1 pseudogene and 1 other annotated feature are annotated in these 1082 nt (G+C 66.7%); the pseudogene reads right to left on the bottom strand.

What is annotated here, in order from left to right:
• Positions 1-151: 151 nt before the first annotated feature.
• Positions 152-1082: pseudogene (locus AC1D15_RS33790) on the bottom strand (IS3 family transposase); the annotation flags it as partial.
• Positions 953-1069, bottom strand: a sequence feature (AL1L pseudoknot). It overlaps the preceding pseudogene by 117 nt.

Raw genomic sequence — 1082 nt, 5'->3', positions numbered from 1 at the left:
GCCCGTGGAACGACAACCGCCCTTTCCAGTACGACCTCGACGACCCTCTGGGTCAGAACATTCGCAACAAGCTACTGTCCTGAATCGCCCCGGCTTTCGWGGAGGCCGGTTGGTGTGAGTCAGGCCGKGATGGCCTGACGRGTGGCGAGTTGCGATGGTAGTTTGCCTCGGCTTCGACTGGCGGGATGTAGCCGATGGGCTCGAGCAGCCGGTGGTGGTTGAACCAYGAGACCCATTCGAGCGTGGCCARYTCGACGGCTTCCTTGGACTTCCAGGGCGCMCGCCGATGGATCARCTCGGTCTTGTACARCCCGTTGATCGTCTCGGCCAGCGCGTTGTCGTAGCTGTCGCCCTTGGAGCCKACCGACGGCTCGATGCCRRCCTSGGCSAGYCKCTCGGAGTAGCGGATGCTGACGTACTGCGAGCCGCGATCGGAGTGGTGGATCAGCGCCCCGTCGCGCTCGGGCTTGCGTGCGTACAGCGCCTGYTCCAGCGCGTCGAGCACGAAGTCGGTTCGCATGGAGCTGCTSACCCGCCAGCCYACGATGAAGCGCGCGTAGACGTCGATCACGAAGGCCACGTAGACCATGCCCTGCCAGGTCGAGACGTAGGTGAAGTCGCTGACCCACAGCTGGTTCGGCCGCTCGGCGTGGAACTGCCGGTTCACCCTGTCCAGSGGGCACGGCGCCTTCGCGTCCGGCGTGGTGGTGCGTACCGCCTTGCCCCGTCGCGCACCCTGCAGGCCYTTGAGCCGCATCAGCCGCTCGACCGTGCAGCGCGCCACCGCCACGCCCTCGCGGTGCAATTGCCGCCAGACCTTGCGAGCGCCATAGACCTGCAGGTTGGCGCGGTGCACYCGCTGGACCTSATCGACCAGSACGGCATCGCGCCTGGCTCGCTGYGGCACGAGCGCCGGGTTGCGCAAGCGCGCCGCGTGGCGCCAGTAACCCGACGGGGCAACCTGCAASGCCYTGCAGATCGGCTCGACCCCGAAGTGCTCGCGCTGCGCGTCGATGAACGCCCTCACTTCTTGTGATGGCGGTCGAGCTCCGCCTTCGCGAAAAACGCGCTCGCCAGCTTCA

The sequence above is a fragment of the Rhizobacter sp. P2_H2 genome, assembly GCF_056403375.1.
This window is presented reverse-complemented; position numbering and strand designations above follow the sequence as displayed.